The organism is Meiothermus sp., assembly GCF_026004115.1.
GTDB lineage: Bacteria > Deinococcota > Deinococci > Deinococcales > Thermaceae > Meiothermus.
This window is the reverse complement of record NZ_BPIM01000001.1, coordinates 1,108,571-1,129,813: the sequence shown is the minus strand read 5'-3', so window position 1 is coordinate 1,129,813 and position 21,243 is coordinate 1,108,571. Positions and strand designations below refer to the sequence as shown.

At 61.1% G+C, this 21,243-nt stretch carries 21 protein-coding genes; 8 read left to right on the top strand and 13 right to left on the bottom strand.

The window, feature by feature from the left end; all coding sequences use genetic code 11:
- The first annotated feature begins 226 nt into the window (after positions 1 to 226).
- Genes dnaK through Q0X23_RS05255 form a run of 3 tightly spaced genes read left to right on the top strand, consistent with a single transcriptional unit; the run spans position 227 to position 3,633 of the window.
- On the top strand, positions 227 to 2,095 hold the full coding sequence (gene dnaK / locus Q0X23_RS05265) for a molecular chaperone DnaK (protein WP_297859322.1): 1,869 nt from the start codon (positions 227 to 229) through the stop codon (positions 2,093 to 2,095).
- Positions 2,096 to 2,151: 56 nt separating this feature from the next.
- On the top strand, positions 2,152 to 2,721 hold the full coding sequence (locus Q0X23_RS05260) for a nucleotide exchange factor GrpE (RefSeq protein WP_297859321.1): 570 nt from the start codon (positions 2,152 to 2,154) through the stop codon (positions 2,719 to 2,721).
- 36 nt (positions 2,722 to 2,757) lie between these two features.
- Positions 2,758 to 3,633 carry a DnaJ C-terminal domain-containing protein gene (locus Q0X23_RS05255; protein WP_297859320.1) on the top strand — a complete coding sequence of 292 codons (876 nt, stop codon included), beginning with the start codon at positions 2,758 to 2,760 and terminating at the stop codon, positions 3,631 to 3,633.
- 182 nt (positions 3,634 to 3,815) lie between these two features.
- Here the strand turns inward: Q0X23_RS05255 and Q0X23_RS05250 are convergent, their stop codons facing one another.
- Entirely contained in the window at positions 3,816 to 5,000 is a 1,185-nt protein-coding gene (locus Q0X23_RS05250) for an MFS transporter (protein ID WP_297859319.1), read from the bottom strand.
- Between the two features lie 199 nt (positions 5,001 to 5,199).
- On the opposite strand from Q0X23_RS05250, the gene Q0X23_RS05245 reads away from it, so the two are divergent.
- The 3 genes from Q0X23_RS05245 (at position 5,200) to Q0X23_RS05235 (ending at position 8,080) form a co-directional block, all read left to right on the top strand.
- On the top strand, positions 5,200 to 6,084 hold the full coding sequence (locus tag Q0X23_RS05245; RefSeq protein WP_297859318.1) for an SIS domain-containing protein: 885 nt from the start codon (positions 5,200 to 5,202) through the stop codon (positions 6,082 to 6,084).
- A gap of 252 nt (positions 6,085 to 6,336) precedes the next feature.
- Positions 6,337 to 7,494 carry an MFS transporter gene (locus Q0X23_RS05240; RefSeq protein WP_297861171.1) on the top strand — a complete coding sequence of 386 codons (1,158 nt, stop codon included), beginning with the start codon at positions 6,337 to 6,339 and terminating at the stop codon, positions 7,492 to 7,494.
- A gap of 148 nt (positions 7,495 to 7,642) precedes the next feature.
- Positions 7,643 to 8,080, top strand: a complete 438-nt coding sequence (locus tag Q0X23_RS05235) for a CBS domain-containing protein (protein WP_297859317.1) — start codon at positions 7,643 to 7,645, stop codon at positions 8,078 to 8,080.
- 52 nt (positions 8,081 to 8,132) lie between these two features.
- Here the strand turns inward: Q0X23_RS05235 and Q0X23_RS05230 are convergent, their stop codons facing one another.
- The 9 genes from Q0X23_RS05230 to Q0X23_RS05190 form a co-directional block, all read right to left on the bottom strand.
- The gene (locus Q0X23_RS05230) at positions 8,133 to 8,501 is read right to left on the bottom strand and encodes a phage holin family protein (protein WP_297859316.1); all 369 of its coding nucleotides are present in this window, start codon (positions 8,499 to 8,501) and stop codon (positions 8,133 to 8,135) included.
- 226 nt (positions 8,502 to 8,727) lie between these two features.
- On the bottom strand, positions 8,728 to 9,414 hold the full coding sequence (locus Q0X23_RS05225; protein WP_297859315.1) for a glucodextranase DOMON-like domain-containing protein: 687 nt from the start codon (positions 9,412 to 9,414) through the stop codon (positions 8,728 to 8,730).
- Positions 9,415 to 9,569: 155 nt separating this feature from the next.
- A complete protein-coding gene (gene yvcK, locus Q0X23_RS05220; protein ID WP_297859314.1) occupies positions 9,570 to 10,895 on the bottom strand; it encodes a gluconeogenesis factor YvcK family protein in 1,326 nt (441 codons plus the stop codon).
- 15 nt (positions 10,896 to 10,910) lie between these two features.
- Positions 10,911 to 11,741, bottom strand: a complete 831-nt coding sequence (rapZ, locus tag Q0X23_RS05215) for an RNase adapter RapZ (protein WP_297859313.1) — start codon at positions 11,739 to 11,741, stop codon at positions 10,911 to 10,913.
- A gap of 127 nt (positions 11,742 to 11,868) precedes the next feature.
- Positions 11,869 to 12,360, bottom strand: coding sequence for an FKBP-type peptidyl-prolyl cis-trans isomerase (locus Q0X23_RS05210; RefSeq protein ID WP_297859312.1), 492 nt, complete (start codon positions 12,358 to 12,360; stop codon positions 11,869 to 11,871).
- A 263-nt stretch (positions 12,361 to 12,623) separates the two neighbouring features.
- Positions 12,624 to 13,649 carry a 23S rRNA (adenine(2503)-C(2))-methyltransferase RlmN gene (gene rlmN / locus Q0X23_RS05205; protein WP_297859311.1) on the bottom strand — a complete coding sequence of 342 codons (1,026 nt, stop codon included), beginning with the start codon at positions 13,647 to 13,649 and terminating at the stop codon, positions 12,624 to 12,626.
- A gap of 336 nt (positions 13,650 to 13,985) precedes the next feature.
- Complete coding sequence (locus Q0X23_RS05200) at positions 13,986 to 14,258, bottom strand: hypothetical protein (RefSeq protein ID WP_297859310.1); 273 nt, start codon at positions 14,256 to 14,258, stop codon at positions 13,986 to 13,988.
- A gap of 20 nt (positions 14,259 to 14,278) precedes the next feature.
- Positions 14,279 to 16,273, bottom strand: a complete 1,995-nt coding sequence (locus Q0X23_RS05195) for a GGDEF domain-containing phosphodiesterase (RefSeq protein WP_297859309.1) — start codon at positions 16,271 to 16,273, stop codon at positions 14,279 to 14,281.
- A 137-nt stretch (positions 16,274 to 16,410) separates the two neighbouring features.
- Positions 16,411 to 17,298 carry a diacylglycerol kinase family protein gene (locus Q0X23_RS05190; protein WP_297859308.1) on the bottom strand — a complete coding sequence of 296 codons (888 nt, stop codon included), beginning with the start codon at positions 17,296 to 17,298 and terminating at the stop codon, positions 16,411 to 16,413.
- A 156-nt stretch (positions 17,299 to 17,454) separates the two neighbouring features.
- On the opposite strand from Q0X23_RS05190, the gene Q0X23_RS05185 reads away from it, so the two are divergent.
- Positions 17,455 to 18,324 (top strand): GNAT family N-acetyltransferase, encoded by an 870-nt coding sequence (locus tag Q0X23_RS05185; RefSeq protein ID WP_297859307.1) that lies wholly within the window; start codon positions 17,455 to 17,457, stop codon positions 18,322 to 18,324.
- Here the strand turns inward: Q0X23_RS05185 and Q0X23_RS05180 are convergent.
- Genes Q0X23_RS05180 through Q0X23_RS05170 form a run of 3 tightly spaced genes read right to left on the bottom strand, consistent with a single transcriptional unit; the run spans position 18,321 to position 20,567 of the window.
- Complete coding sequence (locus tag Q0X23_RS05180; protein ID WP_297859306.1) at positions 18,321 to 18,818, bottom strand: nucleotidyltransferase domain-containing protein; 498 nt, start codon at positions 18,816 to 18,818, stop codon at positions 18,321 to 18,323. The two genes, Q0X23_RS05185 and Q0X23_RS05180, sit on opposite strands and share 4 nt — an antisense overlap.
- Before the next feature lie 8 nt (positions 18,819 to 18,826).
- Positions 18,827 to 19,906 (bottom strand): enolase C-terminal domain-like protein, encoded by a 1,080-nt coding sequence (locus Q0X23_RS05175; RefSeq protein ID WP_297859305.1) that lies wholly within the window; start codon positions 19,904 to 19,906, stop codon positions 18,827 to 18,829.
- A complete protein-coding gene (locus Q0X23_RS05170) occupies positions 19,899 to 20,567 on the bottom strand; it encodes a hypothetical protein (protein WP_297861170.1) in 669 nt (222 codons plus the stop codon). Before Q0X23_RS05170 ends, Q0X23_RS05175 begins: the two co-directional genes overlap by 8 nt.
- Before the next feature lie 117 nt (positions 20,568 to 20,684).
- Between Q0X23_RS05170 and pyrE the strand changes: the two genes are divergently transcribed.
- Positions 20,685 to 21,236 (top strand): orotate phosphoribosyltransferase, encoded by a 552-nt coding sequence (pyrE, locus tag Q0X23_RS05165; protein ID WP_297859304.1) that lies wholly within the window; start codon positions 20,685 to 20,687, stop codon positions 21,234 to 21,236.
- The last annotated feature ends 7 nt before the right edge of the window (positions 21,237 to 21,243 follow it).

Below are 21,243 nucleotides of genomic sequence, written 5' to 3'. Positions count from 1 at the left end.
CTCGAGTGGAATGGTTTAGGCGATGTGCTTGAGGTTTTATGGCTCGAGGTTGTGCCAGGAATGTCGCACGGCCAGCACCTGAGCTTCACTGGCAGGTACTCGGTGCACCAGGCTATATTCAAGCTTCAAACTTGATAATGCTTCACTCAAGTCTATTGACACATCTGTATGCAAAAGCTATCCTATGGATTAGTGAGCCGTGCTTAGTGCGGCTAGCGGAGGATATATGGCAAAAGCCGTAGGAATTGACTTAGGAACAACCAACAGCGTTATCGCCATCATGGAAGGCGGGACGCCCGTAGTGCTGGAAAACGCCGAAGGCGAGCGCACCACCCCCAGCGTGGTGGCGTACAAGGGCAGCGACCAGCTCGTAGGCCGGGTGGCACGGCGGCAAGCCGTGCTGAACGCCGAGGGCACCGTGTTCGAGATCAAGCGCTTCATTGGGCGTAGCTGGGACGAGGTGCAGGATGAGGTCAAACGCGTACCCTACAAGGTTGTCAAGGGCCCCGATGGCGGGGTGCGGGTAGATATCCAGGGCAAGCTCTACACCCCTGAGGAAATCTCGGCCATGGTGCTGCGCAAGCTGGTAGACGATGCCAGCAAGAAGCTGGGCGAAAAGATTACCAAGGCCGTCATTACCGTGCCGGCTTACTTCAACAACTCCCAGCGCGAGGCCACGGCCAACGCCGGGAAAATTGCGGGCCTCGAGGTCTTGCGCATCGTCAACGAGCCCACGGCTGCCGCGCTGGCCTATGGCCTGGACAAAAAGGGCCACGAGACCGTGCTGGTCTTCGACCTGGGCGGGGGTACCTTCGACGTGACGGTGCTCGAGATTGGCGAGGGGGTCTTCGAGGTGAAGGCCACCGCCGGCGATACCCACCTGGGCGGCTCCGACTTCGACCACGCCATTGTGAACTGGCTGGCTGAGGAGTTCAAGAAAGAGTCGGGCGGCGTAGACTTGAAAGCCGACCGCCAGGCCCTGCAACGCCTGATCGAGGCCGCCGAAAAGGCCAAAATCGAGCTCTCGGCGGTCAGCGAGACCACCATCAGCCTGCCCTTCATCGGTCTGGATCCGGTTTCCAAAACCCCCTTACACCTGGAGCGCAAGCTGACCCGGGCCAAGTTTGAAGAACTCATCCAGCCCCTCCTCAAGAAGATTCGGGGCCCCGTGGAGCAAGCCCTGCGCGATGCGGGTTTGAACGCCAGCCAGATTGATGAGGTGCTCCTGGTGGGGGGCTCGACCCGTGTCCCGGCAGTGCAGCAGATTGTGAAGGAAATGCTGGGCAAAGAACCCAACCGCAGCGTCAACCCCGACGAGGTGGTGGCCCTGGGGGCGGCCGTGCAGGCCGGGGTGCTGACCGGTCATGTAGAAGACGTAGTTCTTCTGGACGTGACCCCGCTCTCGCTGGGGGTAGAGACCAAGGGTGGGGTTTGCACGGTCTTGATTCCACGCAACACCACCGTGCCCACCCGTAAGTCGGAGATCTTCACCACCGCCGAGCACAACCAGCCCTCGGTGGAGATTCATGTGCTGCAGGGCGAGCGCCCCATGGCCGCCGACAACAAGAGCCTGGGCCGCTTCCGTCTGGACGGTATCCCGCCCATGCCAGCGGGTATGCCTCAAATCGAAGTCACCTTCGACATTGACGCCAACGGCATCCTGCACGCCACGGCCAAGGAAAAGTCCACCGGTAAGGAAGCCTCCATCACCATCCAGAACACCACCACCCTTTCCGAGCAGGAAATCGACCGCATGGTGAAGGAAGCCGAGGCCAACGCCGAAGCCGACCGCAAGCGTAAGGAACACGCCGACCTCAAGAACAACCTCGACACCGCCCGCATCCAGGCCGAGCGGGTGATGACCGAAAAGGAAAGCACACCGGAAGCCAAGAGCCGGCTGGAAGCTGCTGTGAGCAAGGCCAAGAGCCTGGTCGATAGCGACGGCTCCGATGCCGATCTTCGCAGTGCGACCGAGGAGCTGCTGGCGGCCTTGCAAGCCTACGAACAGGGCGCTGCCGCCTCTAGCGCGCAAGCCTCGAGCAGCACCCCCAAGTCGGACGATGTGATTGATGCGGACTACAAGCCTGCGGACTGAACGCGCTGGGTTGGGGGGCCCTGGCCCCTCAGCCTCTGGGTTATTTTGAGGTGTGTATGGAGAATAAAGAAACCGTGGCCGAATCGCCTGCCCCGGAGATATCAGAGGCCTCCAACGAACTGCCGGAGCTGGAGCGCTTGCGCGGCGAGGTGGAGTTTTTGAAGGCGGAGCTCGAGGCCTCCAAAAACAAGTTCCTGCGCCTTTATGCCGACTTTGAAAACTACAAGAAGCGCATGGCACAAGAACTCGAAGCCGCCCAGCGCAACGGCAAATTCGATGCAGTGCGCTCGCTTTTGGGAACGCTGGACGACCTCGAGCGGGCCCTGGGTTTTGCCAGTGTTAAACCAGAAGATCTGATTCCCGGTGTCAAGACCGTTCTGGAAAACTTTACCCGCAACCTGAAAAGCCTGGGGGTGGAGGGCGTGCCGGGTGTGGGGGCCGAGTTTGACCCGCGCTATCACGAGGCCATCGGTGCAGTCGAAGGCGAGGAAGGCAAGGTAATGCACGTGTACCAGCAGGGCTTCAGGTATGGCGACTTGCTGGTGCGGCCTGCACGGGTGGTGGTGGGAAACGGAGTAAAGGAGGCAGGGAGCAGCGAGCAAAGTGCAGAGAGCGAGAAGAACTAAGGCCCTCTGTCCTCTTCGCTCGACTCTTAGCTTGCTATGGCCTACAAGGATTACTACAAAATTCTCGGGGTCACTAAAAACGCCTCCGAAGACGAAATCAAGAAGGCGTTCAAGAAGCTGGCCCGCAAATACCACCCTGACGTGAGCAAAGAGCCCGGGGCCGAGGATAAGTTTAAGGAAATCAACGAAGCCTACACGGTCTTGTCCGACCCGGAAAAGCGCAAGTTCTACGATACCTACGGTACAGCTGCCGGTAGCGGACACTGGCAAGGCCCCCCAACAGAACAGGGCGGGTTTGGGGGCTTTAGCGGAAATGTGGGTGATTTTTCCGACTTCTTCCAGCAGCTTTTTGGTAACTTTGCCGGGCGCAGCGGCGGATTCGACTTGTTTGGAGAGGCTACCCGCCAGGGCCCGCGCCGGGTGGGAGGCGATTTAGAAGCCGAACTCTCCCTGGCCCTGGAGGAGGCCTACCGAGGTGGCGAAAAAACCATCTCCATAGGCCCCGAGCGTATTACCGTGCGCATTCCGCCTGGGGTGCGGGAAGGCCAGAAAATTCGCCTGGCCGGCAAGGGCCGCGCCGGGGGCGATCTGTACCTTCACATCAAACTGCAGTCCAGACCGGAGATGCGCCTGGAAGGCGACGATATTTACACGTTCGTGGATGTGCCGGCCCCCATTGCAGTGGTAGGGGGTAAGGTGCGGGTACAGACCCTGGATGGCCCTGTCGAAATGACCATTCCTAAACGTACCCAGGCTGGGCGCAAGCTGCGCCTGGCGGGCAAGGGCTGGCCCCGCAAGGACAAAAGCCGGGGAGACCAGTACGCCGAAATTCGCATCACCATTCCAACCAGCCCAAGCCCTGAAGAAGAACGCTTGTATGCCCAACTGGCCGAATTGTTAAAGGTTCGGTAGGCCGCTCCAATCAGCCGTCTATCCTGCCCTGGAAGTTGTGAATGCGTGCGCACCTTCTACTAAGTACGACAACGTTAGGAATTTGCTCTACCCGAAAAGGGGAGCCCATAAGCCGCGCCGCTTTAAACACCGGCCACTTCTTTCGCCGAGACCGTCACCGCAAAAATCTAATGTGGGCGCACTTAGACTTGGGGGCGGGGTCGTTCCTCAATGTTGGAGAGTAACAAAGCCCCAATCCCAAAAACGGTTGCCTGGGCAATCCAGCCCAGGGCGTAGTTGTTGCTGAAATCTACCAGCAAGCCAAACAGGGGGGGCGCGGAGGCGATGCCAATCGAGGTAAAAATCAGGCCGAACCCTACCACACGGCCCTCCCAGCCAGGGGGAGAGAGTTCGGTCAAGAGTGAAAAATGCAGCCCTTGCCAGCCCAGGGCGGTGGCGCCGTACAGCACCACAATCAGGGCTTTTAGCAGCAGGGGTGTGCCGGATGGGAGCCAGGCCAGCACCAGCGCAAAGAGGCCGGCCAGCCCCACCATCATCACCAACAAGGGTTTGCGCTGCCCGCCCATTTTGTCCGATAACCACGACCAGAACACCCGACTAAAAGCGCCGGCAAACTGGGCTGCGGTTAGCAGGATGGCTCCGGTGAGTTCGGGAACCCCATACCGCTCCTTGAGGAACAAAATCAGGTAGGTAATCATCACAAACTGCCCGGTGGGCAGGGTGACGCCCGCGATGCCCGCCAGCAGGATGTTGCGTTCGCGCAGCACCTGGGTGAGCACAGGGTGGGCGCCCCTGGGCGGAGCTTTGGCGGGCAGGCTTTCGTAGTAGAGTCGAGCTGCAACCAGAGCTGCCATAACTGCTAGTAGAGCTGCCACCACCGAAGCCCAGCGCCAGCCGGCGAAATGGGCGACGGCGGGCAGGATGGCAGCGGCCAGCGCGCCCCCCAGGGGAACGGCCATCTGACGCAACCCAATCACCAGCCCGCGCCGCTCCGGTGGAAACGATTGGGCGACCGCTTGTGCTCCTGCTGGGGTAGCTGAGGCGACTACCAACCCGACCAGGAACAAAAGTGGAATGAACACCCACTGGGATCGGGCCAACACCGCAACAGCAACCGCCAGACCGGCCCCTATCAGGGTTCCGGCAATCATCACCGTGCGGCTGCCGAGCTTGTCGGTGAGCCAGCCCGAGGGTAGCGAGCCCAGCATGGTGCCGATGTAGATAAAGGTATTGAGCAGGCCCACAGCCGCCAGGGAAAGCCCCAGATCGGCACGGATGAAAGGGGCCAGGGTGGGGTAGGCCTGTCCGATGAGCGAAACCGCAGTTCCGGCGGTCATGGCGGCGGTGAGGACGGCCCAGGGCGACATGCGAGGTTCAGGCTACCTTATTTGCCGGTGAAGCGTAAAATGTTGTCCTCGCTGTCTCTCGGCCGACCTATGTTCGATGGCCTGTATTTGTGTAGGCTGGCAGGCTGCCTTCTGGGCTCGAGATTTGCAACTGTTTTGATCGGCGGGGTCAAGCCCGGTAAACCCTTTTGTGGTTTGACAGGCCGGTAAACTAAAGTGAATGCGCGACCTCGATTCACAGGAAACCTACCTGGCCGACCGCCTGGGCCTGGCCTTTGATTTACGCGATTTGGTGGGCAGCGGGCCAGTTCCCCAGGTGCGCTATGCGCCGCCTTATGGGGTGGTGGGGTTTGGGGAGGGTTGGTGGGCAGCGCAGCTTGCACAAGACTTTGCCCAGGAGCTCACTGCCACGGGCACACAGTTTGTGCTCGAGGGCGGCTACGATTTCGGCGGCGCTGTCGGCGCGGGCCTGTATGCCTCGGTGAGCGGGGCAGAGATTGTGCGCCTGGGTTTTAGGGAAAACGTCGAGGTGGAGATACTGGCTCACCCCCTTTCCACCTACCGTTACCTGCGTTTTTTGTTGCTGGCCACGGGTCAGCAAGCCGAGCTAGCCCGCATAGACCAGGCCTTGCTCCTGGAGCGTGAGCGCCTGCGCCCGGAGGTAAGCTTGAGCAAAAACCCGGCCAAGTTTCTGGCTTACTCTTTGCTGGAGCGCACGCCCATGTGGGTGGTACCCGACCGTTATCCGGGTCTAGCAGCGGCTTTACAGCAAATTTTTAGCCGTATTGGTAAGAGTCTATCCTTCACCCCCCCGCCCTCGTCCCTGGAGTTTTTCCTAACAGGCCTCGAGGCCCGCCACGAGCAAGGCGACCCCATCGCCGCCGTGCTGGTAGGCGATGATGAGCGCAAGCGCTACGCCCAGGAAATTCTGGAAAACCGTGTAGACACCCTGATCGAACTCCCCGAGCCCGAAGCCGAAGGCACCCTGGCTAAAGCCCTGTGCTACTGGTACCGCGTGGCCTGGGCCAGCTACTATCTGGCCCTGCTGTATGGGGTGGAACCGGGGGACTGGGAGGTGCTGGACAATCTGAGACAGGCAACCTGAAACGGGACGAAAGCTCATGGTCGGTGGCTGATAGCTAAAAATAAGCAGCATGTTCAATGCACAGTGGTCAACACCTGAGCTGTCTCACGGTTTGATTGACCCTGGCCCAGAGCCTCGCTCGAGCGTACAAACCTCAGCCCTGAGCCAATTTTTGACCCAAGACCTGGGGCGTGCGACCTGTGATGGTACACCTGGAGGTCTTTGATTCTCAGGTCGCTTTTCCTGACCCGCCGGTCAGCGTATGCTCATGGGGTGCTGCCCTTTTTGCTCTCCTGGCTTCACGCCACCAACGACTTATTCGGTGCATTTCTGACCCCACTGCTGCCCAAACTGCAGACGGCTTTTGGCGTGAGCTACGGGGCGGTTTCGCTTTTGGTGGCCTTGCAATCCCTCACCGGCAGCTTACTGCAACCCCTGGCCGGGCTGGTGGCTGACCGCTATGATCGCCGCGTTTTGGCTGCATTGGGGCCATTGTTAATGGCTTTGGGGGGTGGGCTGCTGGGGTTTTTCCCCAACCTCTGGGTGGCGGGGGTGGTGCTGGCCTTGTCGGGGCTGGGTTCGGCTTTGTTTCACTCGGCGGGGGCCGCCCTGGTAGGGCAGTATGCCGACCCGGCCCGGCGCGGTTTCTGGATGAGCTTCTTTGGCACGGGGGGCTACGTGGGCATCTCGCTGGGCCCCATCGTCTCGCTCACCGCAGTAAACCAGGGGGGATTGCAAACCCTGGCCTGGTTCATTCCCCTGGCCCTGGTGCCTGCTTTTTTGCTGCTGCGCCAGGCACCCCCCACAAGGCTGCAAACCAAACCCTCGAGCTTTAGTGACTTGCAGCGGGTGTTTCGCGGCCATGTGGCCCGTTTGTGGGCGGTCTCGACCCTCCGCAGCATTGTGTTTATGAGCTTTTCGACCACCATCCCCTTCTGGTTTGCTCAGCGGGGTATCTCCGATGCTCAGGTGGCCCTGACGCTTTCTATCTACAGCATTTCAGCCACCGTTGGCGCTTTTTTGGGTGGAACCTTGTCGGATCGGCTGGGTCGGCGCAACGTGCTGGTAGGCACCATGCTTTTTGCAATTCCCCTTTACATCGCCTTGCTGGTGGTGCCTCCAGAAAACTGGTTTTACGTGGCCTTGCTGGCCGTTACGGGCGCCCTGATGAACGCGGGCGTGCCAGTGGCGGTCACGATGGCCCAGGAGCATGAACCGCGCCAGATGGCTACGGTCTCGGGGCTTTTGATGGGCTTCACCTGGGGGTTCGCCGGGCTACTCTACGGGGCGGTGGGGCCCATCATTGAGCGCTTTGGGGTGCTGGAGAGCTTGAGTGTGCTGGGATTGTTGCTGATTCCGGCCCTGACCCTCTCGCTGGCGGTGCGCGAAGCCAGACCCGACCTCGATAGAGCGGTGCGCGGGGGCTCGTAGGTCACTATTTGGATTATGGGACGAACAGGGTAAAATACCCCTAACGTTCAGAGACGATAGGGCAGATGTGGTTGTGTTTTTTTGCCCCGCTGAACCTGACCTGGGTTCTATAGCCCAGTCTATATAGACAGCTTTTGGGAGGTGTGGGATGACCAGCACGGTACGGCAATTGCTCCAGGCCAAGGGCAATATGGTGCATGCAATCCCAGCGGACGCCACGGTTTTTGAGGCGCTTGGGCGCATGGCTGCTTATGATGTGGGTGCCCTCATGGTGATGAACGGCAACCAACTGGTGGGCATCTTCTCCGAGCGCGATTACGCCCGCAAGATCATCCTGATGGGCCGCATTTCCAAAGACACCCTGGTTGGCGAGGTCATGACCGACGACCTCATTACCGTTACCCCGGATGCCACCGTGGCCGACTGCATGAACCTGATGACCGGTAACCGCGTGCGCCACCTTCCGGTGATTGAGGACGGAAAACTAGTTGGCGTGGTTTCCATTGGAGATGTGGTCAAGGCCATCATGACCCAGCAGGAGTTCATGATTGCCGAGTTGGAGAGCTACATCACCGGCTCACGCTGAAGCGTTGGAGAGGCAGCTAGACAAAAGCCCTGCCCTCTCTTATTGCGCTTGCTCACCCTGCCCTGCGCCGATCGGAGGGGCCAATGAGCAAGTTGAGCCCAAAGCTGATAACCGAGAGCAGGAGGGCTCCAATCAGCGCGCCGCCAAACCCACGCACATCCAGCGGGGTCAGACTGGCCACAACCAACAAAATTACCGCGTTAACGACCAGGGTAAATAAACCCAGGGTCAGAATGTTGAACGGCAGGGTAAGTAGCAGCAGAATGGGTTTGAGCAGGGCGTTGGCTAGGCCAAAAATCAGCCCAGCCAGCAGATAATCCCCCAGACCGCTTCCTCTGGCAAAATAAATGCCCCCATAGAGTTGGGTCACGATCCATAAGGCCAGGGTATTGAGCACCAACCGCAGCAGAAGGTCGCGCATAGCTCAGGGTACACCTCTTTGGAATGTCTGGGTAAGGGCTAGGGTTTTCCTGAAGTGGGCTGTACCAAGTGCCATATGGCGCAGCCGTGGAGCGGCTTTGCCATTGTGCAACCCGCGTCTTCAGCGTGTGCTGTTCTGGTGGAGTTACTACAGAGATGCGACTATCGGCAATGGACTATAGACAATTAACCATCGGCTTCAGACCATTGACCCCCTGACTCTGGCTTCATCTTCGTGGGAAGCGAAAGGCCAGCAAAATAAAAAGCACCCCCATTGCAGCGCTCAGAACGGCCCAGGGAATGCGGTTCTGGATAGCACGCACGGGCGGTAAGACGCCACGTTGATAAGCCTGGATCTGGCTTTGCGAGAGCACATCCACGGCGGCGGGCGCACCTGCCGGGCCATCGATTGTCCATGTGCCCCCTCCGGGGCGGACCGGGCGAAAGTGCCAGGGGGTGAAGGGGTCGTAGAGTCCCACTGCTACGTAGTAGCCATAGTCCCCTGGAGGCAGATTGGGGGAGAGCTCGAGCCAATCGCCATTCTTAACAACCGGTACGGCCTGCACGGTTCCACCTGGTTGGTACTCTTCGGCCTTCCAACCGGTGAGCAGGTAGGCCCGGTTCCAACCTTGTCCGGCGGGGGTTTTGAAGCCTGCGCCAGGGAGCTCTTCGTTGCCGCCCGCATCGGTGTGAATGTATATTCCAATGGTAGCCAGAGAAAAACCATGAGGGGCGTTGCTGGGATTGGGATAGCGGTGGAGCCTGACCCGTAGAACCACCTTATCCCCATTGCGAAGGGCTTCAAAACCGGTCAGGTCGGCAAAACCGGCTTCAGCAAAGAGTGCTGTACGCGGGTAGACATAGCCCAGGCCGTAGTCGTCGCCTACCGGATCGGAGAAGAGAAGAGGGATCATGGCGGATGGGTTTCCCTGCAATACCCAACTATGCCAGCGATGTAGGTAAATATAGACAGCCTGTGAACCTCGAGCGGCTCACAAGGTGATACCCTACCTTGTCCTTGACGCTCTATCAAGGGCAGATAGATACGCTTCCCATGCGATTATCATGACTACCGTAAGGACAACAGGGCCTTGACCAGACGAGTGGGGTCGTGCTGGGCAAAGCCGGGCTCCAAAAAGTCTTCGGCCACAATCTGCACCCCTAGGCCCTCGAAGCGCTTGGGGTTGAAGCGTACCGGCGTCTGGCCCTCGGCCCGGTAGCGCTTGAGCAGGTTCTCGGGAATGCGGGCGTTGTTAACCAGCACCACGTTGGGTTGGCGGCCCAGGTGTTGCACTACGGCCTGAAAATGGTCGTGGGCATCCATGCCTTCGGTCTCGCCCCGCTCGCTCATGATGTTGACAATGTAAACCAGCCTGGCCGGGGACTGCTGGATGGCGACCTGGATGCCCCTGGGCAAAAAGCTAGGAATGACGCTGGAATAAAGGCTGCCCGGCCCCAGCACAATCATATCGGCTTTTCGCAGGGCATGGACAGCTTCGGGCATGGCCGCTACCCCGATGGGGGCCAGCCCAACCTTGCGGATGCGGCCGGATTTTTCGCGCAGAGCAGTTTCCCCTTGGACCCGGGTGCCATCTTCGCGCTCGGCCCAGAGCCGGGCGGTCTCGAAGGTAGCGGGCCAGACCGCTCCGCGGAGTCTTAGCACCTGGTTGGCCTGGCGCATGGCCTTGGCAAAGTCGTTGTTGAGTTCGGAGAGCGAGACCAGCATCAGGTTGCCGAAGGTGTGGCCCTTGAGTTCATCGCCACGTTGGAAACGGTACTCCATCAATTCGGGTAGCCCTTCGGTGTCGGAAAGGGCCGCCAGACAGTCGACCAGGTCGCCTACCGCCGGCACCCCAAACGAAACCCGCAGGCGGCCGGTAGACCCTCCGTCGTCGGTGACAGCAACCACCGCGGTAATGTTGGCGGTTTCCATCTTGAGGCCGCGTAACACCCGTGAAAGCCCCGTTCCACCGCCCAGGGCCACGATGCGGGGGCCCGCCTCGAGCTTCCTGCGGATGTAGACCTGCTTGGAGACCGAGCCGGGGTCGGTAATGGCCGAGAGCATGCTGCGGTTCATCCAGCGCAGACCGGTCAAGAACAGAATCAGGCCACCCAACAGCCACAGGCCGCCCGAGATCCATAGTGGGATGGAAAAGTAACCAGCCCAACGCGTAGTTTGCAAAAACCAGGGCAAGAACGAGGTTTGCCAGGAGAGATGCACCACCCCTGTGAACATACACAACATCCCCAGGGCGGCCAGCAACGCATACCGCTTGACCCGCATGCCCGGCAGTAGCCAGCGCAGGGTACTGAGGAAACGGTCATCGGCAGGGTTGGTTCGCAGACCCTGGGTAAGCGTACGCAGGTTGGGGCGTTTGGCTTTGTTCCAGATCATCCTTGCCAGCCTCGCTCAGGCAAACATGGCTTTTTCCAGGTCACGGTGCTCTAGCTCCACTCGAAAGCGCCCGGAGAGTTCCTGGGCCAGCCGTTCGGCGACCGCCACACTGCGGTGCTGGCCCCCTGTACAACCGATGGCCACCGTGTAAGCGGCCCGCCCGCTCTGGCGCGCACCATCCGCCGAAAGCCCAATGGTAGCCAGCAATGAACGGTAGAAGGGCTCGTTCTTTTTATCGGCGAAGACATAAGCGGCTACCTCGAGATCGGTACCGGGACGCGATTTGAGCACCGGGTCGTAGTGCGGGTTGGGCAGGGAGCGCACATCCAGCACCAGGTCGGCGTCCTGCGGGGGGCCCCACTTGAAGCCGAAGGAGAAAATCCGCAGCAGAAAGCTTTCTTCTTCGCCCAGAGCAGCCTCGAGGGCCTCTTTGAGCTGGCGGGGGGTGCGCTCGGAGGTGTCGATCACCAGGTCGGCCCGGTCGCGCAGGGGGGCCAGGGCCAGGCGCTCTTCATCAATTTCGCGCAGCAGGTTGCCCATACCCAGGGGGTGGAGACGGCGCGAAAGGTTGTAGCGCTTGAGCAGGATGTCCGACTTGGCCTCGAGGTAGATAATAAAGGGCTTGAGCTGGCTCAGTACTGTTTCTACCTCACCCAGCAGGTCGCGGGCCCGGATGTCCAGCACCACCACCACCTTGTGGATGCCTCGAGCCTCTACAGTTTTGAGCAGGTCCCCCCAGAGCTGGGGCGGCAGATTATCCACCGAAAAATAGCCCAGGTCTTCCAGGGCCATCCGGGCCGAGGTCAGGCCTGCACCGCTTTGCCCACTTAGCACCACAAACCTCATGGACTCATCCTTCCCCACAAGCCTAGAGACCGTCCCAGGTTCGCACCCAAGGGGTGCCGACCCATCCTCCAAGTATACTTGCGTCTTTTGCGAACGGGGGGTCAGCCCGGCTTGCTAAAGGCCTCGGCTACTTGATTTCCAGCAGCTCCACGTCAAAAATCAGGGCCGAGTTGGGCGGAATGTCCGGGCTGGGGCTGCGGTCGCCATAGGCCAGGTTGGCGGGGATAATCAGACGGCGCTGACCGCCCACACGCATCCCCACAATGCCCGAGTCCCAACCCGGGATTACCTGACCGGCCCCCAGGGTGAACTCGAAGGGGGTGCGGCCCGGCTGGCAGGAGGTGTCAAACTGCTTGCCGTCCACCAAACGCCCAATGTACTGCATGCGCACGGTGTTGGAGGTGATGGCCTGGGGGCCGCTGCCTTCCTTGAGGTCTTCGATGCGCAGGGCGGTAATGCCCTCGTTGGAGAGGCCGGTGGCGGCAGGGGGCTGGTTGGTGCATAGGGTGCCGTTGCCCACGCTGGCCTGACCACCGGAGCGTTGCCCCAAAAGCAGATACGCACCCACACCCAGCAGGGCCAGCACTGCAACGGCAATAAGAATGAAGTTTCGGTTCATACCGCCGCCCATTGTATGGGTTTTGCCTGAAAGCCGTTAGGGGAGTAATACCGGATTCAAAAAGATAGTCATTCAAATCAAAAAGTCCAGAGGCTATCTTTTTGAATCCTAGAGCACTCCTTTCAGTCGGGTTAGTTCGTCACTAAACAGTGACGAACTAACCGAATCTGGTATAAACCTGGGATTGGCTCTTTTCAAGCTTCGCTCGAGGTGTCAAAAAGCTCGAAGCAGGTGGGCCTGCGATATGCGACTTGCGGCATATTTCAGGCAGGTTGTTGCAGGGTGAGTTGCCCACAGGCGGCTCCTACATCCCGCCCCCGGCTCCAGCGCACCGAGGTAGGGATGCCCTGCTGCTCCAAGGTAGCCGCAAACTTGAGAATCTGCGCTTTGGGGGTGCCCTGGTGGGGGGCGCCCTCCCAGGGGTTCCAGGGAATCAGGTTCATGTGTACGCTGAGGCCTTTGAAGAGCCCCCCCAGCGCACGGGCCTGCCAGTCGTGGTCGTTGACGCCCCGCAGCAGGGTGTATTCCAGCGTGACCCGTCGGCCGGTCTGGGCGTAGTAGTGCCGCACGGCGTCCATAATTTCGGCGATGCGGTAGCGGTGTGCGGTGGGGATGATCTGCTGACGGGTTTCGTCGTCGGGGGCGTGGAGCGATAGGGCCAGGCGCACCCCCAGCCCCGACTCGGCCAGTTTGTAGATACCCCGCGGAATCCCCACGGTGGAAAGGGTAATGCGGCGCGGGCTCATGGCCAGCCCCTGGGGGTGCAGCATTCGCCCGATGGCGGCAAACACGTTATCCACGTTCAGAAGCGGCTCGCCCATGCCCATCAGCACCACATTGCGAATTTCGCGGGGGGCGTGGCCCTGGTGGTGAGCGGTGAACAAAATCTGGTCCACGATCTCCGCCGCCGTAAGGTTGCGCCCAAAGCCCATCCTGCCGGTCGCGCAGAAGGTGCAGCCTGCCGGGCAGCCCACCATGCTGGAAATGCAGAGGGTCTTGCGGTTTTGGTAGGGCATATAGACGGCCTCGGTTTTCTGACCGTCGAGCAGGGTATAAAGGTACTTTACCGAGCCGTCCTGGCTTGGGTAGGGCATTACCTCGGCAAACTCCGAGATGCGGAAGCGCTCGGCCCACTCGCTGCGGAGGGCCCGGGGCAGGTCGGTCATCTCGTCCCACTGGCGGGCACCTTTATCGTAGAGCCAGCCCGCTAGTTGCTGTCGGCGGTAGCCCTCGCCCGGAAGCGCCTCGATGGGCAGGGAAAGCAGCGAGGTTTTGTCTTGCAGTGCCATAACGCTTTATACCGGATTCAAAAAGACACTTTACAAAACCAAAAACACCAGAGGCTGTCTTTTTGAATCCTGGAGCACACCCCTCCCTGTCGGTCGGCGAAAAAAGCGGCTCCCTTCCAAAGGGGCTTACGCCCTCCGCTACGCGGATGACTTCGGCCCTGTTAGTTCGTCACACTTTGGCGCCGAACTGACCGAATCTGGTATCAGTATAGCGTGCCCTCATGTCCAGGTCGGGCGCCCGATCACCTTTGGGCCTCGGAGCAACGGTAGGTGCTATCGGCCTTCGGCTTTGGGCTTTTGGCAAGATTTATGGGGAGAAAAGTCAAATTCGCGACCTTAACGCCTTTGCTGTTCTTCGATACGCTCGCGCAGCTCGCGGGCATATTTGGGGTTGCGTCCCCCGCCCAGTCCGGCCAGGCCACCGATCACCCAAAAGGCAAAACCTACCGCAAAGGGCTTGACCAGCAGGGCGGCCAACACCCCACCTATCAACAGGCCCAGGGCCACGCGGCGGCGCCCGGCCAGAAAACCGCGCACGGCCAGAAACATCAGGAGGCCGGGCAGCAGCCATAGCAGCAGCCGCAGCACCAGCACCGCACCTTCGGTCACAACGTCAATGGTAGCAGATATCAGGTACCAATGCCCCACACCAGCAGGGCCCCCAGATCCTCGGCGGGGACGGGCCAGCCCAGGATATGGCCCTGGCCGTAGTCGGCGCCGAGCTCCTTCATGCGGGTGAGCTGGGACTGCTCTTCTAAGCCCTTAGCGACTGCTTTAGTGCCGACAGCGTGCACCATGTCAATGGCCGCTTTAGCCAGCGGGGCGTTTTCCGAGGCCGATAAGGCCGGGTTGAGCTTGATCCAGTCCAGCGGCAGGCGTTTGAGCTGGGTGAGCGGGAGGGGGTTGGTGCCAAAGTTGTCGAGGGCGATAGAGACCCCCAGGTGCTTGAGGATCTCGAGGCTGCGGCTGGCGGTCTCGAGGTCGCTCAGAATGGCCTCCTCACGCAGCTCGAGGATGATGATGTCGGTGGGCAGGCGCTTAGCTGAGAACATCTCCTGTAACACGGTGGGGAAGTTGGGGTCTATCAGGGTTTCAGAGGAGATGTTCACGCTGAAGCGGGCGTTGACCCCGGAGGGCTTCCAGAGGGCGGCCTGGTCGAGCACCTTGTCGAGGGCCCAGCGATCCTGGGCGCTCATCAGACCGACCTGCTCGGCCAGGGGCAGAAACTCGCCGGCCTGGTGCAGCCCCTTGGGTTTGGGCCAGCGGGCCAGGGCCTCCACGGCTACGAGCTCGAGGTCGCTCAGGTTGAAAACCGGCTGGAAGTGCAGGGTCAGGCCGTCTTGCGAGAGGGCCTCTTGTAGCTCGGTGGCGCCGGGGGTCAGGAGGCGGATGCCGCCGCCGGTCTCGAGGGCCTTCTGGCAGGCTTGTTCGGCTTGATTCCACAGCCCCTCCACCGAGGTGGCGTCCTGGGGAAACATGGCGATGCCAATGCCCACCTTCAGGCCTGACAGTGCGGCCCGCAGGCGGCCCAGCAAGCGATGGGCCACCCGGCTGGCCCCCGCCGTCCAGCGCACCTCGGAAAGCAGCAGGGCAAAACCCTGGTCGCCCAGGTACGCGAGTGAGTCGCTCTGGCGCAGGGTATAGGCAATTTCGCGGGCGGCCTGCTCGGTCTGGGCCTTGTTCATGCCCTCGATTCGGATGCGCATAAGGGCCAGTGAGCGCCCGTGCCGCTGGGCCAGCGAGAGGGCTTGGGCCAGGTTGAGTTCAAACTCGCTGCGCTTAACCGCCAGCGACTTGCGCTCAGGGGTCTGGATTTTGAGGTCGTCTTTAAGGGGGCGCAGTATGCGCTCGATGACCTGAGCCAGGGCCAGGGCCAGGGTCTCATCGGCGTTGCTCCATTTGCGGGGCTGGATGCTTTCGATCCACATGACCCCACGCAGACCACTTTCGCCGTGGAAGACCACCTGCAAGACCGCGCCCAGACCCCGGCTTACCAGGATGTCACGCAGTTCGGTCATGCGGGCGTCCTGGCGGGCATCGTCAGCGGCAATGAGCAGGTTGCGCTCCAACACCTGGAAATATACGGCGTGTCGCTCGGGCAGGAGATCTTCGGGTGGGGAGGCTTCGGGGTACTGCCCGACCAGTTTAAGGGTGCGTTCGTTGCTGTCGCGTAGCCACAAACAGATGCCCTTGAAGCCCAGGGAAATCAGAACCTCCCCCAGCTTGGGCAGGGCTTCCTCCACGCTGGTAAAGCGTTGCTGGGTGATTTCCAGGAGCGAGCGCTGCCAGGTTTCCTTGGGCATGGGGTTGACCGCTACGCCCTGGGATTCCACCAATAGCGACTGTAGCGCTTCGATCAGGGCCAGCTTGGCCCGTTCGCTCAGGTTGTAGCCTTTTTGCCCGATGTGCAGCCGAGGGGCCGCCCAGACCAGGCGACTGCTCACCCAGGATTCGCCGGTGAGCAGGTTGAGCAAGAGTTCCTGGGCTTCCTGAGGTTTGAGCACCACGCCCCCGACCCCCCCCAGGCGTACGGCCATGCCGGAAGGCAAATCCTGATGTTCGATCAAGAGCGTAGCCCCTTCAATTGAGAGCGGCGCAAATAGCTTCCAACTAACCTCGTTCACCGAATGTCCAATCCTTTCATAAGAGGCTCCAAGCCCTATGTATTTCCAATGTACCAGGGGGTCGGTATGGAGGGTTGGTTATATGTCACCGGTTGAGCTGTTATCAACAACACTAATTTTACTGAAACTTGGCAGAATTACGGCTGGATTACCTTCAAGCCCCCCGGAACCATGTGTACGCGGTACTCGGTGGCAGGTTCAATAAGCTCGCCGTCGGAATGGGCGGGGACGGGACGGTCGAAGCGGGCCGTGAACTCGGCACCCCGGAAGAAGTGCAGCCGGGGGTGGTGCACGTGTCGTCCCAGAATGAGCCGGGGCAGAATCCCCACCACCCCCAGGCGGCTGAACTCGCCGGCTACCGCCGCCGAAATGAGGCCGTCTGTGGGTACGGCGTCGGGCACGATGGGAATACCTCCCCCATAGGTCGAGGCGTTCATCAGGGCTACCAGCAAGCTAGGGCCCTGATAGACGGTCTGGCCGTTTTGGATGAGCTCGAGGGTGGGCAGCTCCAGTTCCTTGAGCACACCAAAAATAGAGTACAAATAGCGGGGCATTCCTCGCAGAAAGGTAGGGGCCGAGAGGGCCTTGCGGGCCACCGCCGCATCGAAGCCAATGCCTAAGCTGGCCCCATAGGGCTGGTTGTTGACCAGGCCCAGGTCTATGGTATGGATACCCCCATGCAGGGCGGTCTGCAGGGCGGCCTCCAGGCCCAGCCGGTGCAGGCCCACCATGCGGGCGAAGTCGTTGCCGCTGCCGATGGGCACAACCCCCAGGGCCTTGTCCGAGCCAGCAATTCCACGCACCACCTCGTGCACGGTTCCGTCGCCCCCCACCGCAACCACCCGGCTGCCTGCAGGGGCGCTGCGGGCTACCTCGATGCCGTGTCCTGGGGCCTGGGTGATGGTGATTTCTATGTCGGAAGACCGGGCGTGCTGGCGAATGGCGGTCTCGAGCCGCCGCAACATCTGGCCCACCCGCCCACGCCCTGCCGCCGGGTTGATGACGAAGGTAGTGAAACCGCTCATTATGTTTCGCAAGATTCTAACAGAAACCGGCGTTGTACAATACGGTTAACCAGGGTGGTTTTCGCTTTCGCTTATCCTTCGGGCTTGGAAGACCGCCTTTTGGGCGCCCTAAGACAAGCCTCGTGTCTGAGCGCCCTTACTGCAAAGGAAGGCACGATGAACCGGCCCGTAGCGCAAACCCACCTTTCCCAGCTTGCCGAGCTGCTTTGCTGGATGGATGAAGCTCCGGAGCGCCGCTCGTTAGCGCCCGAGGCGCGTACCCCTGAAGGCTTGTGGTGGGAAGTAATGGCCGGAGAGGATGAAAAGGCCTGGGTCTGGCTCGAGGCGGGCCGGGTGCAGGGGTATGGGGCCCTGGTGCCCTTCTGGGACGGGGTGGCCCTCGAGGGCCCCATCATCCGTGCGGGCGATGGCAAAGCCCTTCTGGAGCACCTGGTCAAAAAAGCCCGCCAGGAGGGGTATCCCACCCTGTATGCTTTCCCCGAGGCCCGCAACCGCTACGCTCGAGACCTGCTGGAACAGGTGGGCTTTTCTGCCGAGCACACCACCTACTTCTTCGCCATAGGCCGCACCGATCTGTCGTATCCGGTGCCTCCCGGCTACAAGATTGAGCTGGCCGAACCCTGCGACCCCCAGGTCTACCGCGACCTCTACAGCCGGGCCGACGATGGCTGGAGCCTGCGCCTGCACTGGACCGACGAAGAGCTGCGCCAGCACTTCCTGGGCGCGGAAGTGGAGCTCTTCATGGCCTACGCCGAACAGGGCCAGGCACCGGTGGGCATGGCCGAGCTCGAGCTCGACGACACCCAGGCCGAGATTGCCTACATTGGGGTGGTGCCGGAGGCCCGGGGGAAAGGGCTGGGCCGGGCGCTTTTAGGTGCTGCCGCCGAGTGGGCGTTTAGCAACCCGCAAATCCAGAGCTTGCAGGTGCGCGCCCACGACCACGAGAAAGCCGCCCAGGCCCTCTACAAACGCCTGGGGTTCAGGCAAACCAGTGCGGTCGTCACCTATGCCCTGGAACTCTACTAGCCCTCCCCCGCTGTGGTTTTGAGTCTGGCCTCAATGAGGGCTACCCGGCCCGGGCGCTGGAGCTGGGCGTAGAAAGCCAGCAAGAATTCCAGCGAAACCACCGGGATACAAAGGCCCAGGTAATCCACCGTTGTTCTTTTATGCCGGAAGTCGGGGGCAGGCTTCCAGCGCCCATCGGGGCTTTGGAATTCTAGGTTGCCCATGGTCTCGACCACGATGTCATGAATCTTAAACTGGGCCAGATACGAGCGCACCAGCCGAACCCCCAGGTGCATTCCGGGGGGATAGACCAGGTACTCCACCAGCAACCGGGCCACCTGCTCGGCCCCCACGCGGTCGGTTTGGAGGTCGATGTCCTTGGGTACTACCGGTAACCCGTGCAGCGCCAGGGCCAGACTGCCGCTCACCGCCCATTCCACCTGGCCATCATTCAGGATGGGGCAGATCACCCGCAACACCTGAACAATCCGTTCGGGTAGCAGGATGGGGGTCATAAAAATTGCTAGTTCAGGGTGTAGGGCTCAAAAGCCTGGGGGTCGAAGCGGCACTGGGCTAGGTCTTCCCAGTATAGCCACCCGTCCTTGAGCGGAGGGAAGCTGCAAAATCCGCCTTCGGCTTTGAGGTGAAAAGCCAGCTCACAGGGCTCCGTCACCCCTTCCTGGAAGGCCATCAGCGCGGTCTGATAGGCCCCAAAGCTGGACAAAGCCTGCGACCCCACCATGGCTTTCTTGCTCTCGGCGCGGTTTAGGGCCAGCATCTGCAGGGTCTGGGTGTAGCCGGTGCGGGCCGGTTTGAGGTTCAGAATGTCGTAGGTATCGAGCTGGGCCTCGCGCCACAGGTCGCGCAGGGTAAAGGCCGAGTCGTCGGCGATAATGGGCAGAATGGCCGCTTTGTGCAGGCGCTTGCGGGCCAGCACCTCGGCGATGGGCAGAGGTTCTTCTACGTACAGAAGCCCGGCCTCGGCCCACTTTTGCAAGTATCCCTCGGCCTCCTGGGGGGAGAGGGTCTCGTTGGCATCGGCATAAAGGGCTGCGTCTGGGAAATGCCATTTGAGAGCGGCTATGCGGGCTAGGTCGCCCTCCAGATCCCGGCCTACCTTCACCTTAAGCACCCGTACCCCGGCCTGGTAGACCGCCCTTGCATCGGCCAGCATCTCGGCCTCGTCGGCGATCCCCAGGATGTAGCTGACCTGTACCCGGGGGTGGTGGGGCTCAAAGACCTGCCAGAGGGTCTGCCCTTCGCTCTGGGCCCAAGCCTCCCACAAGGCGATGTCCAGCCCCGCTTTGGCAGTGAGGTTGCTGGGAAAGTTGTTCAGCACCTGCTGGATGGCCTCGGTATCCTCGACCTCGAGGCCCACCAACTGCGGGGAAAGATAGTCCAGTGCAGCCAGGATGGTTCCCAAGGTCTCGCCGTAGATGGTGGGGCGGGGGGGAATCTCGGCGCGGCCTACCGAGCCGTCGGAAAGCTCGATCTCGAGCAGCACGTGCTCCAGGGCGGCAAGCTCCGAGGCCCGTCCCCAGCGCAGCGTACCCCTGAGGGGCAGCCGGAACGGACGGGGTGTAATGCGCTTGATGCTAGGCATGGACTTGCTCCACAAAGGCCCGAATGGCCGCCGCCTCTTCGGCCAGGCTCAGGGTTTCGGTATTCAGAAATAGGGCTCGAGGTGTGCCCTGGAGGGCTCGGCGGGTGCCATCGGGGTTGTAGTTTTTGCGCTCCTCAGCCACAATCCTGAGCTTGGCGGTGAGTTCATGCATAGGAACGTTCCAGCTCAGAGCTTGCTCGAGCTCCCCCTCGCTTAAAACCTCCTGGGCCAGCGTATGCAGGGCGGCCCGGTCGCTCCGGTCTACCTGAACCCGGTCGAAGGCGTCCCCCCGGGTCAGCAGGCGCGAGAGTCGGGTCAGGTCACGGGCCTCGAGCACCACAAAGTAGCTCAGGGGAAGGTGTTCCAGGGCAAAACGGACTTCTTCCTCGCCGCGCAAGCCATCGAAGAGCAAGGGCCAGGTAGGCAAGGCACGGCTGTGGGCCAGGATTTCCGCCACCCCGCCGGGGTGCTCCTGGCGAAAGCGCCGGGTCAGGGCGAACCGTTCGCTGCGGTCTAGCGGTTGGTCAGGAGCATAGCCATACAAGGGAAAAACGTAGCGATCCACGAGTTCCCGTCGGTCGGGCAGGGTGGGGTAGTTCAGGGCCTGGATAAGGCTGGTTTTGCCCACGCCGGTCAGGCCGACCAGGATCAGGAGGGGCATTTGGGTTAGCTGGCGGGTCTTTTCCGGGGCATCTTCGCCCGGCAGGTACAGCTTGGTGTTGGGGAAGTGCTCGTTCATGCTGCTTTAGTGTAAGCCGAGTCGGGTAGCATGGGGGCTGTGGACGTTCTGAGCCTCTATAAAGAAACCGGCGCCCTGTTGGAGGGGCATTTTTTACTGCGCTCAGGCCGGCACTCGCCTAAGTTTCTGCAGTCCACCACCCTGTTACAACATCCCCTTTACGCAGAGGCCGTGGGGCAAGCGCTGGGGGAGCTGTTCGACGATTTGGATATTCAGTTTGTTATCGGCCCGGCCATGGGGGGTGTCATCCTTGCCTTTGTGACCGCCAAGGCCCTGGGTGTGCGGGCCCTCTTTGCCGAAAAGGACGGCCAGGGGGGCATGCAGGTGCGCGAGGGCCTCACCATTCACCCGGGTGAGCGATTTCTGGCCGTGGAGGACGTGGTTACCACCGGAGGCTCGGTGCAGAAGGCCATCCAGGCCGCCGAGTCTAAAGGGGCCCACTGCGTGGCGGTGGGGGCCATCGTGGACCGAAGCGCAGGCCGGGCCGAGTTTAGCGTGCCCTACCGCTCGCTGGTACAGCTCGACTTTCCGACCTACGCCCCCGAGGCCTGCCCGCTGTGCCAACGGGGAGAGCGCTTACAGGAAGTCTAGCCAGACT

Coding starts and splice junctions, on each gene's coding strand:
- dnaK (WP_297859322.1), top strand. CDS start 227: ATGGCAAAAGCCGTAGGAATTGACTTAGGAACAACCAACAGCGTTATC.
- Q0X23_RS05260 (WP_297859321.1), top strand. CDS start 2,152: ATGGAGAATAAAGAAACCGTGGCCGAATCGCCTGCCCCGGAGATATCA.
- Q0X23_RS05255 (WP_297859320.1), top strand. CDS start 2,758: ATGGCCTACAAGGATTACTACAAAATTCTCGGGGTCACTAAAAACGCC.
- Q0X23_RS05250 (WP_297859319.1), bottom strand. CDS start 5,000: ATGTCGCCCTGGGCCGTCCTCACCGCCGCCATGACCGCCGGAACTGCG.
- Q0X23_RS05245 (WP_297859318.1), top strand. CDS start 5,200: ATGCGCGACCTCGATTCACAGGAAACCTACCTGGCCGACCGCCTGGGC.
- Q0X23_RS05235 (WP_297859317.1), top strand. CDS start 7,643: ATGACCAGCACGGTACGGCAATTGCTCCAGGCCAAGGGCAATATGGTG.
- Q0X23_RS05230 (WP_297859316.1), bottom strand. CDS start 8,501: ATGCGCGACCTTCTGCTGCGGTTGGTGCTCAATACCCTGGCCTTATGG.
- Q0X23_RS05225 (WP_297859315.1), bottom strand. CDS start 9,414: ATGATCCCTCTTCTCTTCTCCGATCCGGTAGGCGACGACTACGGCCTG.
- yvcK (WP_297859314.1), bottom strand. CDS start 10,895: ATGATCTGGAACAAAGCCAAACGCCCCAACCTGCGTACGCTTACCCAG.
- rapZ (WP_297859313.1), bottom strand. CDS start 11,741: ATGAGGTTTGTGGTGCTAAGTGGGCAAAGCGGTGCAGGCCTGACCTCG.
- Q0X23_RS05210 (WP_297859312.1), bottom strand. CDS start 12,360: ATGAACCGAAACTTCATTCTTATTGCCGTTGCAGTGCTGGCCCTGCTG.
- rlmN (WP_297859311.1), bottom strand. CDS start 13,649: ATGGCACTGCAAGACAAAACCTCGCTGCTTTCCCTGCCCATCGAGGCG.
- Q0X23_RS05190 (WP_297859308.1), bottom strand. CDS start 17,298: ATGAGCGGTTTCACTACCTTCGTCATCAACCCGGCGGCAGGGCGTGGG.
- Q0X23_RS05185 (WP_297859307.1), top strand. CDS start 17,455: ATGAACCGGCCCGTAGCGCAAACCCACCTTTCCCAGCTTGCCGAGCTG.
- Q0X23_RS05180 (WP_297859306.1), bottom strand. CDS start 18,818: ATGACCCCCATCCTGCTACCCGAACGGATTGTTCAGGTGTTGCGGGTG.
- Q0X23_RS05175 (WP_297859305.1), bottom strand. CDS start 19,906: ATGCCTAGCATCAAGCGCATTACACCCCGTCCGTTCCGGCTGCCCCTC.
- Q0X23_RS05170 (WP_297861170.1), bottom strand. CDS start 20,567: ATGCCCCTCCTGATCCTGGTCGGCCTGACCGGCGTGGGCAAAACCAGC.